Annotated in this window: 13 protein-coding genes; 12 read left to right on the top strand and 1 reads right to left on the bottom strand. The window is 42.4% G+C overall.

From position 1 onward, the window contains the following. Positions 1-108: 108 nt before the first annotated feature. Positions 109-2,448 carry a copper amine oxidase N-terminal domain-containing protein gene (locus GQY27_RS01210; protein ID WP_160031689.1) on the top strand — a complete coding sequence of 780 codons (2,340 nt, stop codon included), beginning with the start codon at positions 109-111 and terminating at the stop codon, positions 2,446-2,448. Positions 2,449-2,676: 228 nt separating this feature from the next. On the opposite strand, the gene GQY27_RS01205 is transcribed toward GQY27_RS01210, so the two are convergent. After that, the gene (locus GQY27_RS01205) at positions 2,677-2,793 is read right to left on the bottom strand and encodes a sporulation protein YjcZ (protein ID WP_160031688.1); all 117 of its coding nucleotides are present in this window, start codon (positions 2,791-2,793) and stop codon (positions 2,677-2,679) included. A gap of 233 nt (positions 2,794-3,026) precedes the next feature. Here GQY27_RS01205 and GQY27_RS01200 point away from each other — a divergent pair, with 233 nt between their 5' ends. The 11 genes from GQY27_RS01200 to GQY27_RS01150 all read left to right on the top strand — a co-directional run. Beyond that, the gene (locus tag GQY27_RS01200; RefSeq protein WP_236570428.1) at positions 3,027-4,187 is read left to right on the top strand and encodes a glycoside hydrolase family 88 protein; all 1,161 of its coding nucleotides are present in this window, start codon (positions 3,027-3,029) and stop codon (positions 4,185-4,187) included. A 58-nt stretch (positions 4,188-4,245) separates the two neighbouring features. Beyond that, positions 4,246-5,475 carry an aminotransferase class I/II-fold pyridoxal phosphate-dependent enzyme gene (locus tag GQY27_RS01195; protein WP_160031686.1) on the top strand — a complete coding sequence of 410 codons (1,230 nt, stop codon included), beginning with the start codon at positions 4,246-4,248 and terminating at the stop codon, positions 5,473-5,475. 104 nt (positions 5,476-5,579) lie between these two features. Further along, a complete protein-coding gene (locus GQY27_RS01190; protein ID WP_160031685.1) occupies positions 5,580-5,948 on the top strand; it encodes a ribosomal maturation YjgA family protein in 369 nt (122 codons plus the stop codon). Positions 5,949-6,146: 198 nt separating this feature from the next. Further along, positions 6,147-6,476, top strand: a complete 330-nt coding sequence (locus GQY27_RS01185) for a PadR family transcriptional regulator (RefSeq protein ID WP_160031684.1) — start codon at positions 6,147-6,149, stop codon at positions 6,474-6,476. A 1-nt stretch (position 6,477) separates the two neighbouring features. Beyond that, positions 6,478-7,806 carry an FtsW/RodA/SpoVE family cell cycle protein gene (locus GQY27_RS01180; protein ID WP_160031683.1) on the top strand — a complete coding sequence of 443 codons (1,329 nt, stop codon included), beginning with the start codon at positions 6,478-6,480 and terminating at the stop codon, positions 7,804-7,806. A 426-nt stretch (positions 7,807-8,232) separates the two neighbouring features. After that, complete coding sequence (locus GQY27_RS01175) at positions 8,233-10,278, top strand: TerB N-terminal domain-containing protein (protein ID WP_160031682.1); 2,046 nt, start codon at positions 8,233-8,235, stop codon at positions 10,276-10,278. A 14-nt stretch (positions 10,279-10,292) separates the two neighbouring features. Further along, positions 10,293-11,633 carry an ATP-binding protein gene (locus GQY27_RS01170; RefSeq protein WP_160031681.1) on the top strand — a complete coding sequence of 447 codons (1,341 nt, stop codon included), beginning with the start codon at positions 10,293-10,295 and terminating at the stop codon, positions 11,631-11,633. After that, positions 11,630-13,837 carry a DEAD/DEAH box helicase gene (locus GQY27_RS01165; protein WP_160031680.1) on the top strand — a complete coding sequence of 736 codons (2,208 nt, stop codon included), beginning with the start codon at positions 11,630-11,632 and terminating at the stop codon, positions 13,835-13,837. The genes GQY27_RS01170 and GQY27_RS01165 overlap by 4 nt, the downstream gene beginning before the upstream one ends. A gap of 250 nt (positions 13,838-14,087) precedes the next feature. Further along, positions 14,088-14,864 carry an NUDIX hydrolase gene (locus GQY27_RS01160; protein ID WP_160031679.1) on the top strand — a complete coding sequence of 259 codons (777 nt, stop codon included), beginning with the start codon at positions 14,088-14,090 and terminating at the stop codon, positions 14,862-14,864. Positions 14,865-15,048: 184 nt separating this feature from the next. After that, positions 15,049-15,618, top strand: a complete 570-nt coding sequence (locus tag GQY27_RS01155; protein WP_160032020.1) for a cysteine hydrolase family protein — start codon at positions 15,049-15,051, stop codon at positions 15,616-15,618. Next, on the top strand, positions 15,615-16,737 hold a 1,123-nt coding region (locus tag GQY27_RS01150), incomplete at its 3' end, for a nicotinate phosphoribosyltransferase (RefSeq protein WP_236570427.1). The genes GQY27_RS01155 and GQY27_RS01150, both read left to right, overlap by 4 nt.

Genomic DNA, 16,737 nt, shown 5'->3' with positions numbered 1-16,737 from the left:
ACTTATTATAGATTTATCCCATTTCATCAGAAACTTTTTCAGGGATTAAGCGTCTAATAGTAGACGAATTCGAAGAGAATAGAAAATAGAATCAAAAGGAGTCTAAGCATGAAACTGAAGAAATTATCTATGCTGACCGTTCTAGCTTTGTCCCAAGTGGCAACAGCAGTTCCGGTAAGCGCACAGGAAGCGGCTGCTTCTGCTGCTCAACAGGTCGTTGCTCAGGAAGTTTACGGAGTGAACAAAACAGCAGAAGAAAGTCAAAACGCACCACAAGCACGTGTAACGAAACAAGAAACGGAAAACAAAGTGGCAACAGAGTCAGTAGAAACAGCAACTGAAAAAGAAACAGCAGCGGATTCAAAAACAGAGAAAGCAACATCGATTAAGGAAGAAACAGAACCCGCAGCATCAGCTGAATCCGCAACAGGAGTTACGAAATCGACAGACAAAACAACGGTGACGAATGAACTAACGGACGAAGTTACAGGCGAAGTAACAACTGCACCTAATGTGAAGACAGCACCAAGCGAAGAGTCTGTGCAATCAAAACCAGCGACGAACGCAGTTAAAAGTGCAATTCCAACAGATTTGGTTCTTTATTTTAACAGTACAAAAATGGAACAAGGCGGAGTCACATACAATGCTCCTCAGCCTATGCAAGTTAAAAAGGGAGTATCTTATGTTCCGATTCGCGCTCTAGTGGACCGTGTCGGGTATAAAGTAAGCTATGATAAAAAGACGAAGGAAACCGTTATTGTCAGCGGTGTGAATGAACTGCGGTTCAAGACAGATAGCAGCAAATACACGGTTAATGGCGTGACGAAAACGATGAAAGGTACTTCCTATCAGACGAAAAATACATTTATGGTTCCTTTGACTGCGATTACAGCAGCCTTGGACATTAAATATAAAGTCGATAATATAGGTAAGAAAGTCATTATGGATCTAGCTACCAAACCTGTTGCCAAGTTCACAATTCAGCCGGGTGAGATTATGGCGGGACAAACGGTAGTTACATACAGTACAGAATCTTCTTCACCGCAAGGGCTGTCTATTGTTGACGAACGCTGGGAAGGAAAACAGGAAGTGTTTGCATCTGCTGGAAAGTATGATGTTTCCTATTCTGTACAGGATTCAAATGGTACGTGGAGCGATCCTTATACAGTAACCATTGAAGTTAAACAGCCTAATCTTCCCCCGGTAGCTATGTTTACAACTGATAAAGAAGAGTACAAAATGGGTGAACTCATTACGATCACCGATCAAAGTACGGATGACGGTAAAATTGTAAAACATGACTGGAATAACAACGCTTATGCGTTCTTTACACCAGGTCCTAAAAACATCAGCCTAACGGTAACTGACGATAGCGGACAAACAGGTTATTTCGAAAAAACAATAGTGGTAACAAGTGAGACGCTTTATTCGCAAGATGAATTTAATCGCATGTTCTTGCCAGCCGGCGAGAAATTTACATTTGATGGTTCCGCAGTTCCATCCTGGTCTAAAGTTCCATATACTTTTAGCGATGAACCAAGTACTCTGATTCGTAGTAACAGCCCGGAAACCGTGAACTCGGAAGGGATTGTATACCAAGAAACGGCAGCTGGTAACACACGTTTCATGATTCACCATGTGAACAATACAGGTAAGAATGTGAAAATGTACGTAGTTGCAACCAATACGAACTTCACAGAAGCAACGATTAAAACAGAAAACCTTGGGTTTGCAGGGCCAAGTCCCATTGCGACAGCTGCTGGGAAATCATCTGTTGAACGTTACTTCGAGTCCATGCAAGATGGAAGCAAACGTTCATCCATAACACTTGCTCCCGGTGAAAGCAAACTTGTCATGACGGAACTAAGCAAGTCTGTTATGAAACAAGGCGGCGTAATCTCATTGTTCTCGGACATGAGCAGTGATTATCCAATTCAATACGATGTAATCATGATTGATGAGAAACTAGATCCGTTAACTGTGCTGGAGAAACTTCCTATTCTAGATCGTGATGGCGTTCATAACCGAGGTACGTACCCGAATTCCACCCGCGTTATTCGTTATTCGGAACCGGTAGGAGCGACTTCTATGCGTCTTGCTCTCGGAGACAACCAGGACGATCCAAACCTAGCAGGTATGGACCCCATGCTTGGTGTAGAAGCTTCTAACTCCGGGAATTTCGGTGTATTATACAAAATCACACTTGACCGTGTTGCGCCAAATACACTAATCTCTTTTAACCCGCGCGGAGGAAAGTATTCTGGTTTTGCCATGGTTAATGGAGATATAACAGCGATCTATTCTAAAGGCCAAGTGAGTGCTCCAAATGAGCAAGCCGTACTCTACCGAACAGGTGACTATGAGCAAAAAGTAGAAATCCTACTGACGGCAGCACCAGGAAGTAATCTTCCTGTTAACTTGCTGTTTACACAAATGCCAAAAAAATAAATGCGTTGAACAGAGTCGTCTTCTATCCTGTATAGGAGACGGCTTTTTGTTATGGAATGAATCCTGAGGAGCAGGTTAATGATATCGCTGCCTTGTTAATGGGTAATAGAGATGAAATATGTACTTGATAAATAGGAGCTTACGATAAAGATGACTTGCATCTGATCGTAAGCTCCTTGCGTTTTTTGCTTTTATTTGTTACATGAACTCATCCGTTTCATGCATCAATTAGTAACTTTTAAAAGCTTTAGCGATGATAACGAGCAAAATGAACAGAACGAGAATCGCTGCAACGCTAGATTTTTTGTCTCCATTTCCTTCGTAGCCTCCATATACTTCACTCATGTAGTTCACCCCCTCTTTGTTTCTAATCTATCTTATGCGGCAAGCAAATGTTAGGATTGCACGTTTGTCTTAAGTGAGAAAAGAACAGATGATTATTCCTAAATAGAAAAGCATGAAAGATTTGAATACCGTCAAATAGTGTCGGTATTTTTTATTAATTCATGGTAGAATTTAGGGTAATACAGTATTTACTTGTGAACCACAATTTAATCAGTGAAGGGAGTGAATCATACTTGTCCCTTGAGCCCAAAGATCAGCATATTTCTGAACAGGTTACATGTTGGAAGGATCAGGCTTTTCAACAAGCGGTTAAGAAAGTACTTATCACCTCGGAGCGAATCGGTGCGAATTTTCCACATGCCAGTCGTAAAGGTGCTTACGTGTTAGAAGAACCAGCATGGTGGACTGCTGGATTTTGGCCTGGTATGTTATGGATTCTGTATGAAGGCAGCGGAGAACAGCAGTTTCGGGATATTGCAGAACAATGTGAGAATCATCTGGACAAGGTACTTGATGGCTATGAGCGGCTGGACCATGATATTGGATTTATATGGACCCTTACAAGTCTAGCAAATTATAAACTGCATGGCGGTGAAGAATCGCGGCGCAGGGCTTTTAAAGCGGCTAATTACTTGATGGGGAGATTTAATCTCAAAGGAAATTACATAAGAGCGTGGAACCCATGGAGACCGGGAGAGATCAACTCTGGACTTGCAATTATCGATTGTGCGATGAATGTACCTTTACTCTACTGGGCTTCTAGGGAGAGTGGGGATCCAAGGTATGCTCATGTAGCGAATGCACATATGAACACGGTTCTATCGCATTTTATTCGGCCTGATGGGTCGGTACGTCATATCGTTCGGTTTGATCCAGATACAGGAGAAGTGGCAGAATATCTCGGGGGTCAAGGATTTGCGCCAGATTCAGCGTGGTCAAGAGGAAACGCATGGGCTTTGTACGGTCTAGCGCTTGCCTATCATCACACCGGTAATGAGGCGTTTTTACATGCATCCAAACAAACGGCGCACTTCTTTTTATCACAACTGCCGGATGATCTCGTCCCTGCTTGGGATTTCCGAGCGCCGGAGAATACCAGAAACATCAAAGATTCTTCTGCTGGAGCATGTGCAGCTAGTGGACTTTTACTATTATCAACACTTGTTCCTGAGTGGGAAAGAGCTGTTTACCGGCAGGCAGGGGAGCGAATTCTAGAGTCCCTCTACAAAAACTATGGATCATTTGATCGTCCCGAAGAAGAAGGTTTGATTATGCATGGTACGAGCCATTATCCCGAGAAACAAAATGTAGACGTTTCATTAATCTACGGTGATTATTTCTATGTGGAAGGTCTTGCTAGACTGCGTGGAAATCATCAGATTTTCTGGGAGTAGAGCTCAGAATTAAAGGAGCATAGTTCGTAATAAATAAGAAAATAAAGGTGGACTCATCATGACATTACATACAGAGAATACAAATCGACCTTGGCGTGCTGCCAAATTAGATCATTTAGGCTCTTCCATTTTTGCAGAAGTGGCAAGCTGGAAAGAAGAAGCGAAAGCAAATGGAAAAGATTTGATTGATCTTGGAATAGGCAGCCCTGATCAGGGACCGTCTTCTTTTATACGTGAGACCCTAAGCAGGGAAGTGTTGAAAGAGGGAAGCTATGCGTACCCCAAATCGAGTGGAAGTGAAATCTTCCTTACTACGGTGGCAAAGTGGATGAATCACCGATTTCAAGTCGGTCTAAATTCGCAGACCGAAATCATATCGCTGATGGGTTCTCAAGATGGACTGGCTCATCTGGCTCAGGCCATCTGTAATCCGGGAGACTTAGCGATGGTCCCAAATCCTGGGTATCCTATTTATTCTGGATCACTTGCTATTGCGGGAGTTCGAGCTTATGAAATTCCGCTTAAGGAAGACAATCAGTTTATGCCGGACCTAGATGCGATACCTGATGAGATTTGGGCAGAAGCTGTTTTTATTTTACTGAGTTTTCCGGGAAACCCGATTGCATCTGCTGCGTCGCAGGAGTATTTCGAAAAATTAATCGCTAAAGCGAGCAAGTGGAACGTTCTCATTGTACATGATATGGCCTACTCTGAAATGGGCTTTGATGGTTATCGCCCGATGAGTATATTAAGTATACCGGGTGCGATTGAAACCGCGGTGGAATTCCATTCATTCTCGAAGAGTTTTCAAATGGCAGGCTGCCGGATCGCCTATCTTGCCGGTAATGAACAAGCGATCCAGTCTTTAAGGATCCTCAAGGAAAATATCGATTATGGTGTATTTGAACCGATTCAGCAAGCTGCGGTCACAGCCTTGGAACAAGCCATCGCTGAGGGAGAAGATTATACAGGGCCAGCCCCGCTTTATGAAGCGCGTCGTGATTTGTTCGTAGATTTACTTGCCAAAGAAGGTTGGAACATTAAAAAACCATGTGCAACGATGTTTTTGTGGGCAGCGCTCCCAGAGCCATTTCGAGGGAAACCCGAGGAATGGGATTCAAGATCATTTGCGAAAGCATTATTACTTCACACCGGGGTGGCTGTCATACCTGGTGATGCATTTGGCAGTGAAGGCGTGGGTTATGTACGAATTGCACTTGTGCAAGAACAAGAGCGGCTGGAGGAAGCAGCAAGAAGAATTGGGGAATTTATTCGCAGTTATCGCTAATTGCTTCATCATGAGAATCCTGGTGACAGGATTCTTTTCTTATTTAATGTAAAACTTTACTTGAAGTACTACGTTATTATGAATAGACAGAAAGGGGTAAGCATATGAAAAGAATCATCTTGGGAATGACTTGTGTCTTTATTATTTTATTAGGATTACTACTCCGATCAAAAGTACCCTTTATGGGTGATTTTTTATGGGCGGCGCTGATTTTCTTTTTGTTCTCCTTCGTTTTCTTGAATGCTCCTCGCAGATATCAATTCTTTATTCCGTTATTATTCTGTTATTTCATAGAGTTTACTCAGTTAGTTCATGCACCTTGGATCAATGAACTCCGTGAGAATAGGTTCCTTCAGCTGATTTTAGGACATGGTGTTTTCGGTATCCTGGATCTCATCGCATACACCTCCGCAATTCTCGTATCTTACCTAATAACCGGTATTATAGAGCGCCGTATTGCCCGGAATAATTAGCAACATTGGAGATCACGTTAATTTATTCATGCAAGCACTCATAAGATGAGAAGCGATCGGCACTAAACCCATCGCTTGTTCGTTTGTGCTAATTATGAAACAAAAGGAATTAATTCTTGTTTTAGGTAAAAACCTATTGTATTATATACATAGATTTACGATACATAGATTTACTAGGTATAAAAAGGAGATGTGAACATGTCTGTAAATAAGGAGCTCCTGAAGGGAAGTACAGTAATTCTGCTGCTCACTGTGTTAAATGAACGAGAAATGTATGGATATGAGTTGATTAAAGAAATTGAAAACAAGTCGGATCAGGTATTTGTCATGAAAGAAGGGACTCTATATCCAATTCTTCACACTCTCGAGTCAGAAGGATTGCTTAACGCTTACTGGAGTCAGCAGGATGGGCGTAAACGAAAATACTATCAGATTACGGATGAGGGGAAGAGAAAACTCCAGGAAAAAAAGAAAGAGTGGATTCGGTTTCGTACAGCAGTCGATACTGTAATGGGGGAGAGGGGATAACGTGCAGAACAGTGGAGAGAATGAAGTAGTTCAGCAATTTTTGGATCAAGTATGCCGCCATATTAAGGTCAAAAAGATGCACCCTGAAATTCGAGAAGAACTTACGAATCATATCGAAGATCGGATAGAGGAATTCCAGCAGCTAGGCAGTTCGAAAGAAACTGCGATACATAAGGCTATCGAAGAAATGGGATCTCCCGATGTGATAGGGAAAAGCATGAATGAAACCCATAAACCAGTGCTCAATTGGAGAATTGCACTTCTTCTTACGATCATATCTTTGATTGGAATTGTTGGAGCCGTTTGTATTGACGTATCGGGTTCATCTCGGATTCCCGATTTGACGGCTAGAAAAGCTCTGCAAATAGGGATAGGACTCATATTTCTTGTATTTTTTTATTTCTTTGATTATCAGAAGCTAAAGAAATACTCAGACCAAGTTTTTTTCCTTCTATTATTTATGAATGCATTTATTTTAATGAATAGTGCCATGATTAATGGTGTTAAGGGTTATTTAGCGCTAGGTCCTTTCTCTATAAATATGTTATACAGCTCTGTTTTATTGTTCTTGCTGGCACTTGCGGGAATGAAGCCGATAAAAGAAATGAACTGGATCCATACCATCTTTCACACTTTTTATCGAGGAGTATTCCCTCTATTACTCATCACTTACATAGGGAATTCTGTACTATACGGTGTAATTTACGCGGCGGGGTATATAATGATGATGTGGTTCACCAAGAGAAATGTAAAACAGTTAGCCGTCGTTACCATGATACCTATAGTAGCTATGTTATATTTTACAATGCCGCATTTCAGTATATTAAAGGATAGATTTATGACTTTCTTTCAACCGATCGGGAATTATGCCTATATCCAGATGAAATCACTCGAAGCAATCCAATCGGCAGGATGGTTTGGACGAGGATTTGCTTCCAGCAATCCTGGTCTTGATTATGTGCAAAGTGATTCTTTATTTCCTTACTTGATATACTGTTTTGGCTGGATTTTTGGGCTCATCACCATTATTCTAATCGGGTTGTTCCTTGGATATTTAGTACAGTTACTATCCACAGTCAAAGAATCATATGGCAGGCATCTTATTTTTGTCGTATTGTTCTTTTTTACGATAAGATTTGCATGGCCTATACTTATGTCATTTGGATTTCTGCCGTTTGTAGGCATGGAATTACCTTTCATCGGCTATGGAGGATCGAATCAGTGGATTGACTTATCCGCTATTGGACTAGTTCTATCTATCTATCGCAGAAAAAATATGATTCCTGCAGCTGCGTTTTCTTCCAGCCATCTTTCTTCATCAGAGTCTTAACCTATTGTTTCAAACTCCATTTTGTGTACGACTTCTGTAAAAGAAAGATGGGAAAAGAAATGGGAATCCTGATTTACCTTTCGTTTCAAAAGTGATAGAATCTTTCTCACATGTAAACAAATAGAAGAATGAAAAGTGAAATCGTACTTTCGATTTCACTTTTTTCTTCTTTCAGAAGCAAGTTGTCTCTGAGAATCTTTATTATGTAATGAAATGAAATGAAATGAAATTAAGGCAAGAAAAAGATCTGCATTTACAATCTCTAGCTCTTGTATTGCTTGCTTAAGAAGATAACTGTCTATATTAGAGTATATAGTAATAGAATCAGAGTCGTCATGTTAAACAATAAATTCCAGAAGTTATTTTAACCCTCCTTTGATAGGAAGTGATTTGTTATAATGAAATCGTGATGGAGGTATAGCCTTTATGGATGATAATCAGAACAAGATTCAGCGAAGTGCGAATGACGGGATCCCGATCCCGAAACAATCCATTCATCAGAAAAATGAGATTCGCTTTGCGGAATACGAATGGATGGATGAAGAGAAAGAAGCAAAGATTCCGAGGAAAGAAGATTTTTCTGATGCCCTTTCAGAACCTGAGGAAGAAGTGCAGGATCTTACTTATGTGCCTATTGATGCTGAATGGGACGGGCTTGATTTTCTAGATGATATGCAGGTGGACGACTGGAATCCATGGAATGAGGAGAGCAGTGAAGACATCTTTCCAAGTAAGCAAGTAAAGAACAGTAAGACTCTGGCTCCCTTATATAACAGGAATGTCGATCCTGCGTTTGATATAGATAAAGTAAAACCAATCATGATACCAGAAGATACCTTGAAGCGAAAAGGGAACCTTGTCGTATCTCCACAAACGTTTGAACGAGATGCAGATTGGGAGAAGCAGTTCATGTTCCTTACACGTGAGCAAACTTTTGTGAAGCAGGCCAGAGAATTTGAATCTGTCGTTTGTTCGGAAGCACCCTTTGTCTCTTATCGGGCGTACTGGCCAACCTATGAACAGATGAGTTCAGCCCAGAAGAGATGGTATTTTTATTGGCGTAAGGAAGTAAAACAAGGCAGATATCCAGATACAGATCTATCTTACTTGTTTCTATATATCTATGAACTGATCCATGGTGTAGGATGGTCTGCTCCAGAGGAAGGTCTCGCTTTACTCGACGAAGTCTGGTTTGGTTATGGAGAACGCGAAAAGAAGATCGATATGTACATGCGAGAATGGATATTTGATTTTTGCTTAGTACACGGACTTGAAATGCCATATAAAGAGCTCATGGAGAAAATCCCGCGCAAACTGTCTGATGAATTAAAGGAACGCGAATGGATGCGCAGGTTTACTTCAGATCCTTTAGATTTGTCCTGGGATATGCTAACGATGTTATTAGATTATAATGCGGAACAGAGCAGCTTTTTCAAGGAACAAGGACGTAAAGAGATGAAAACCTATGCACCTAAGGTGATTGCCTTAGTTGATCGGTACTGGTTGAAAAAGCATGGGCTTCGTCTGATCCATCGTTTTTGGCCTGAAGAAGTGACAAGAAAGAGGATTTTATTCCGCAGTGCGGTGTATGATCATGATTTTTACGGAAAACACGCCGAAGTCAGGGTGTTTCCGATCAGCGAGCATCCTCCTCTACGTACCTACTTAACACAGCTCGTGCGTTATACGGAGAATAGGCTTCGTGAATTGATGGGGGTTAAAGGACGGCTTCGCCGAGTGAAGTTGGAATCCGAGGTGGAAGAGCTGGTAACCCGTTACCTCAGAAGAGAAATAAAAGAACGTGAAGTACAAGCAGCGAAGAAAGCTCGTCCTGCAGTGAAGATTAATACGAAGAAGTTAAGACGTTTACAGCAAGAGTCGGAAGAAGTAAGAGACATGCTGACGATCGATGATAATAATGCAGAACATACTGCTAAAGAAGCAGGTAATGTTGGTACGCCGAGAAAGCAAGCTGCACCGAATCCAGGTAAACTGCAAACGATACAAACGGAGATGAACTTTGACGGTTCTGTGCTATACAGCCCTCCATCTGCAGATGAAGATCAATCTCCTAATATAGAAATTTTGAAGGCAGAAGAGACTGACGTAAAAACTACGGATGTAGAAACGACTGGTGCAGGAAGGACCAATGTAGAAATGAATTCTGTTACAAGTGTGGAACAGACAGGTTATCACTTCGTGTGGAATACCGACAATATGGATGAAGAATGGCAGGAGCTGGCGGAGCGGTTAAATTCAGACCAACTGGAGGTTCTCTATATACTTAGGGATCAAAGAGGGCCTGCTGAGCTGCAAAGGATCGCTACTAAGGCGGGGTCCATGCCTGAACTAATGATTGAAGAAATTAACGAAATATCGATGGAGATTATCGGTGATATTTTGATTGATGGGGAAGAGATTACAGAAGAATATATAGAAGCATTACAATCTTTGAGTTATACGGATGAATAGAGGTGAACGGCTTCATGAAACAACTGAAAATACCAAAAAGACTAACGACAGCACTCGTCAATTCTTTAACCGCAGGGGTCGTGCCAAGAGTGGGTCTGGAACATATCGCGGTGGGACGTAAACCGGAGGTCGAATCGATCCTGAGAGACATGGATAACATTGCGGAAGGCGGGGCTGCTTTTCGGCTGATTACAGGAAGATACGGGAGCGGGAAAAGCTTTTTGCTGCAGATGATTCGGGGATATGCCATGGATCGCGATTTTGTAGTAGCGGATGCGGATTTATCACCGGAGCGCCGACTTGTGGGAACAAAAGGCCAAGGTCTCGCAACCTATCGTGAACTGATGATGCATTTATCAACGAAGACGAGGCCTGATGGCGGTGCACTTGAAATCATGTTGCAAAAATGGATTGCTTCCCTTCAGCAGGAAGTGATGAATAGCAGTGGTCTGCGCCCGGATGACCCGGCGATGAATGAAGCGGTCGAAATGAAAATCTACGCAGTAACGAGTGACATGCAGAACCTTGTGCATGGATTTGATTTTGCTAAAGTTCTTGCCGCTTATTGGTCTGGTTATAAACTTGCAGACGAGGACCGCAAAGCAGCTGCGCTGAGATGGCTTCGGGGTGAAGTCCCTACGAAGACGGAAGCGCGCAAGGAGCTTGGTGTTGGCGTAATTATTGATGATGATAACTGGTATGACTATATGAAACTATGGTCAGAATTTGCTGCGAAAATTGGCTATAAAGGATTGCTACTTTTCATCGATGAAGGGGTCAATCTCTATAAGATTACGAACACGATATCGCGGCAGAGTAACTATGAGAAACTGCTGACGATGTTCAATGATACGATGCAAGGGAAAGCAGAACATTTGGGGATTTACATGGGCGGTACTCCGCAGTTTGTTGAAGATGAACGAAGAGGGCTATTTAGTTATGATGCCCTCCGCTCAAGACTGATCGATGGGCGTTATGGCGGTGGAGCTCTCAAAACGTATACTTCACCCATTTTAAAGCTGGACTTGTTATCTCATGAAGAGATTCTGATCTTGCTGCAAAAACTGCGTGATATTCACGCGATGCATTTTGGATACGAAGCACAGCTAAGCGATGAACAGTTGATCTCCTTTATGCAAGCAGCTGTTGGACGACTCGGCGCCGAAGAGATGTTAACCACGCGTGAAGTGGTCAGAGACTTTATGGATCTTCTTCATACCTTGCATCAGCATCCGGAAGCGACATTTGAAGGTTTGCTCGGTGAGAAAGAAGCGGTATTTGCCGGCAGCCAAAAAGTGAATCCATCTAGGGACAAGGACGAGCTTGATGACTTATTCTCGGAGTTTGAACTATGAGTAGCGGGCCGTTCAGAAGACTGGCACCGTTCATTCAAGAATTTATTTATAAAAAGAAATGGGACACACTGCGTGAAGCGCAGGTAGAAGCATGCCGTGTCCTTTTTGATACAGATCATCATCTGCTTATCGCATCCGGAACAGCTTCGGGGAAGACGGAAGCTGCTTTTTTTCCTGCGTTAACGGAGCTGTATCATGATCCATCTGAATCCGTGGGGATTCTATATATCGGCCCTCTTAAAGCACTCATTAACGATCAGTTTGAACGGGTTAGTGATCTGCTGAAAGAAGGACAAGTTCCTGTATGGCACTGGCATGGGGATGTTAGTCAAGCAGAGAAAACGAAACTAATGCAAAGGCCATCGGGTGTACTTCAGATTACGCCAGAATCCTTAGAGGGACTTCTTATGAATCGTCCGAATGCCATTCCTGCCCTGTTCCATGACCTCCGGTACATTATTATTGATGAAGTTCATGCATTTATGGGCGCAGACCGAGGAATGCAGGTGATCTCGCAGTTAATTCGTATTCAGCGAATGTCAGGCTGCAGTCCGAGAAGAATCGGATTATCTGCAACACTCCGTGATTATGATGCAGCGGCAGGATGGCTTGGAGCGGGAACACCTCAAGCGGTGGAGGTAGTATCTCCGCAAGGAAGACGGAAACTGCGTATCTCGATCGATCATTTTTCGTTCCCGGATGCGAGAGACGAGAAGCAGGCGGAACAACTGGAGCTGGCTAAAAAAGCTTACTATGATTATCTATACGATGTAACCCATCTGAAAAAAGCGCTTGTATTTACGAACAGCCGGTCCGATGCAGAATTAACTACCCTTGAACTGAGACGAATTGCTGCAAAAAGAGAACAGCGAGATGTATTCCATGTTCATCATGGAAGCATCTCCGCCATGCTGCGAGAAGAAACGGAAAATGCCCTTCGTAAAGGGCAAGGACCGGCAGTAGCAGCGGCTACATTAACGCTCGAACTCGGAATTGATCTCGGCGAGCTGGAGCGTGTGATTCAGTTAGGTGCGCCTTATAGCTGTTCCAGCTTTGTCCAGCGTCTTGGAAGGTCTGGCCGAAGGGGAGATCAGGCATCTGAGATGCTGTTTCTGTGTCCCGAAGAAGAGGATGAAGAGGCCGAACTTCCAGCCCGGATGCCGTGGACTTTACTTCGTGCAATTGCAGTAACGGAGCTATACGTAAGGCATAAATGGGTCGAACCAGTCTACATCCGTAAAAAGCCAATGGGCGTACTTTATCATCAAACGATGAGTACACTGAAAAGCATGGGTGAGGCGGAACCGGCGGAACTGGCTAGAGCAGTGCTTACGCTTCCTTCGTTTCGGCAGATTGAACCTGCTGAATATAAAACGTTCCTGCAGTATCTCCTTGATATCGATCATATAGAGCGGACAGAGGAAGGAACGCTCATCATCGGTCTAGGCGGAGAAAAAATTGTGAATAACTACCGATTCTATGCCGTGTTTAAAGATGATGAAGAGCATACCGTATATAACGGTTCGGAGGAGATAGGCTCGATTACCACTGTGCCCCCGCCAGGTTATTGTTTCTCACTTGCAGGCAAGCTATGGAAAGTAGAAGAAATAGATACGAAGCACAAATCCTTATATGTAAAATCGGCTAAAGGCAAGGTGGACACGCTCTGGCTCGGTGCTGGCGGAGATATTCATACACTTGTGATACAGAAAATGCGCGAGGTACTCGAGAGTGATGATCTCTATCCTTACCTTACACCAAGTGCAGCCAATCGACTTGAACGTGCGAGAAGGCTTGCTAGAGAAAGCGGTCTTTTGAAAAGTGTCGTTATTCCGGCTGGAGGAGACTCGTTCTTTATTTTACCTTGGGCAGGCAGTAAGCAGTTTCGTACCCTAGAACGAATGCTGAAGCATAACCTCGCAGGACGGCTTGAACTTCGTTCTCTTGTGCCAATGGAACCCTATTATATGGTGGTTGCCGGAACTACAGATGAATCAGCAATCTGGAATGCGATTCTTTCCGAACTTGAGAACAATAAGGACGCAAGTACACTTCTTGATGAAGATGAAGCCCCTTACCTCAGTAAATATGATGAGTTTGTATCTCCGCAGCTTGTTCGTACTGCATTTCATGTAGATGGTCTTGATTTAGAAGGACTTGCGAAAGTATTGATAGACAGACATTCAACGACTTCGGTTAATTAACTATGTTTTTTAAACTCTCATTCTTAAGTGGACAAGTTAGACTACAGACAAACTAGCTATACTAGTTTGTCTGTAGTCTTTTTTATTGCATTAAATGTAATAGGCAAGGAGAGCCGAGGGTAATCTAATTTCAAGATGATAAGTAAAATATAGAAAAAGAAAAATAGGTAAATATTGGTTGACATTCATACCCTTCCTGCATATAATACAATTAACAAAATGATAATTGTTAGCTGAGGAGAGTATTGCGATGTCTAATAAAGAAGCCCTAGAACAATACGATATTAACAAATACAAAACACCTGATGGATATACTTCGGACATTGCTGTCTTTACCATTGTCCCCGTTAAGAATCAAGAATTTAGACCCCCTGTAATGGATCTTAAAATTATGCTGATTCAAAGAAGTATGATTGATGGGGAAGGAAGGCCTAATATTGAGGCTGGGAAATGGGCGCTCCCCGGTGGCTTTGTAGATGCGAAGGAAACTGCTTTTCAAAGTGCTGAACGTGAGCTGTACGAAGAAACCGGAATTCAAAACATTCATTTGGAACACTTTGGGGTCTATGACAAACCAGGCCGCGATCCTAGGGGCTGGATTATAACCAATGCACATTTTGCGATTGTACCTGAGCATAAACTTTCAGCAAGAGAAGCGAATGACGACGCATCTGATGTTCAGCTTTTCTCCGTAAGTGAGGTGCTTGAACTAGATCTTGCCTTTGACCATGCTAAGATCATTACGGATGCCATACAAGTGATTAGACAGAAGCTGCTCGAGACAACTGTGGCAAAGCAATTCTTGCCGGAAGAGTTTACTTATTCTGAACTTCAGGCTGTTCTTCTCACGATAACGAATGATTCGGCAATCGCCCTTGAAGCAGCCTTTGCTCGAAAAATTAAATCTTTGCCTTTTATTGAGGAAGTAACCGGACAGAAGACAACAAGAACTTCGAAAAGGCCGACCCAATTATATCGGTTTGTAGACGTACAACTTCATAAGTCCATCTATCATGCGAAGCTATAATCTGATTGTCTCTAAAATAAGGGCACTTCGCAATCATCTGTGAAGTGCCTCCTAAAACGTGTATGTGAATATATGTAAAGCAGATATAAAAGGAATGTGAAAAATCATATTCGCTGCTTCTCGCTATAACAATTAACAAATATATAATAGTTAAAATATACTAAAGGAGCTGTTATCAATGAAGATGAAAAAAGCCTTGATCAATATTGATTATACAAATGATTTTGTTGCAGAGGATGGAGCACTCACCTGTGGAGAACCGGGTCAAAGAATTGAAGATAGGATTAACGCAATAACAAATGAGTTTATTCATAATCATGAGGATGTCTTTTTTACAATCGATCTTCATCAAAAAGAAGATTCCTATCACCCTGAAACGAAACTTTTTCCTCCGCATAACATGGAAGGTACAAGCGGGCGCAAACTATTCGGAGGTTTGGGGAAAATATATGAAGATCATAAAGATGATAATCATGTGTTTTGGATAGATAAGACGAGATACAGCGCATTTCAAGGAACCGATCTTGAAATGAAGCTCCGGGAACGAGGGATAGAAGAACTGCATCTTGTCGGGGTTTGCACCGATATTTGTGTTCTTCATACCGCTGTAGATGCCTATAACAAAGGGTTCAGGCTTGTTATTCATGAGGATGCCGTTGCAAGCTTTGATCAAGCCGCTCATCACTTAGCACTGAAACATTTTGCTGGGACACTAGGTTCAGAAATCTATAGAAATGGAGGAATAGTGAAATGAAAAAAACGAAACTTACGCCGTATAATCATTTAGATGATAGTTTAGCTCTTCATACGGATCGGTATCAGATTAATATGGCTGAGGTCTATTGGAAAGAGGGTATGCATAACCGAAAAGCTGTATTTGAAGTGTACTTCCGCAAGCTTCCTTTTCAGAATGGATATGCTGTTTTTGCGGGATTGGAACGCGTAATTCGATATCTACACGACTTTTGTTTTACCGAGAGTGATTTGGCGTTTCTTAGAGAAGAAGGATATAACGAAGATTATCTTGAATATCTGCGCAAATTAAGGTTTACTGGTACGGTGAGATCAATGCAAGAAGGAGAACTGGTATTTGCGAATGAACCGCTGATGCGCATTGAGGCGCCGCTTGCTGAAGCACAGCTTGTAGAGACGGCTATTCTGAACATTGTCAATTTTCAAACCTTAATTGCTACAAAAGCTTCTCGCATTAAACAGGTTGCAGGTAATGACTCATGCATTGAATTCGGAACAAGAAGGGCACAAGAGATGGACGCTGCGATATGGGGGACGAGAGCTGCTTATCTTGCTGGGTTTGAGGCTACCTCTAATGTTAGGGCAGGGAAAATATTTGGTATCCCTATAGCAGGAACCCATGCTCATTCCATGGTGCAGGCCTATCGTGACGAGTATATTGCATTTCGAAAATATGCCGAAGTTCATAAAGATTGCGTGTTTTTAGTGGATACTTATGACACGCTGAAATCTGGCGTACCCACAGCGATTCAAGTGGCGAATGAACTAGGTGATCGGATTCATTTTAAAGGTATTCGTTTGGACAGCGGTGATCTCGCTTATCTATCTAAGGAAGCCCGCCGCATGCTCGATGAAGCTGGATACACGAATGCCAAAATCTATGCTTCTAATGATCTTGATGAACATACGATAATGAACCTCAAATCTCAGGGAGCACGAATCGATGTGTGGGGAGTCGGAACAAAGTTAATTACGGCCTATGATCAGCCTGCACTAGGTGCAGTCTATAAACTGATTGCGATTGAAGACGAGCAAGGTGAAATGGTGGATACGATCAAAATTAGTTCGAATCCTGAAAAAATTACAACGCCTGGGCTTAAAAAAGTGTTCCGTATCATTA

It is taken from the genome of Paenibacillus sp. An7 (assembly GCF_009870785.1).
Lineage (GTDB): Bacteria > Bacillota > Bacilli > Paenibacillales > Paenibacillaceae > Paenibacillus.
Note: the sequence above shows the minus strand (reverse complement) of the source record. Positions and strands in the feature narration are given on the sequence as shown.